This window comes from Bacillus sp. sid0103, from assembly GCF_019219025.1.
In genome coordinates, this window is sequence record NZ_JAHUWN010000138.1 from 1 (window position 1) to 286 (window position 286).

The following is a 286-nucleotide window of genomic DNA, read 5'->3' on the forward strand; positions in this document are numbered from 1 at the left end:
GCTAGTAAGAACCCTGAAAGATGATCAGGTTGATAGGTCAGAGGTGGAAGCGTGGTAACATGTGGAGCTGACTGATACTAATCGTTCGAGGACTTAACCATTTTTAAGGCAATCTCGAGTTTACAAAACTTCTTCTGCATTATCTAGTTTTGAGGGAACGATTCCTCAATTAAATAGTCTGGCAATTATGGCGAGAAGGTCACACCCGTTCCCATACCGAACACGGAAGTTAAGCTTCTCAGCGCCAATGGTAGTTGGGACACGCGTCCCTGTGAGAGTAGGACGT

Annotated in this window: 2 rRNA genes; both read left to right on the top strand. The window is 45.5% G+C overall.

Features of this window, described 5'->3' with window-relative positions:
* Window positions 1-101, top strand: a 23S ribosomal RNA gene (locus KW850_RS32855); the annotation flags it as partial.
* Between the two features lie 76 nt (window positions 102-177).
* A 5S ribosomal RNA gene (gene rrf, locus KW850_RS32860) occupies window positions 178-286 on the top strand; the annotation flags it as partial.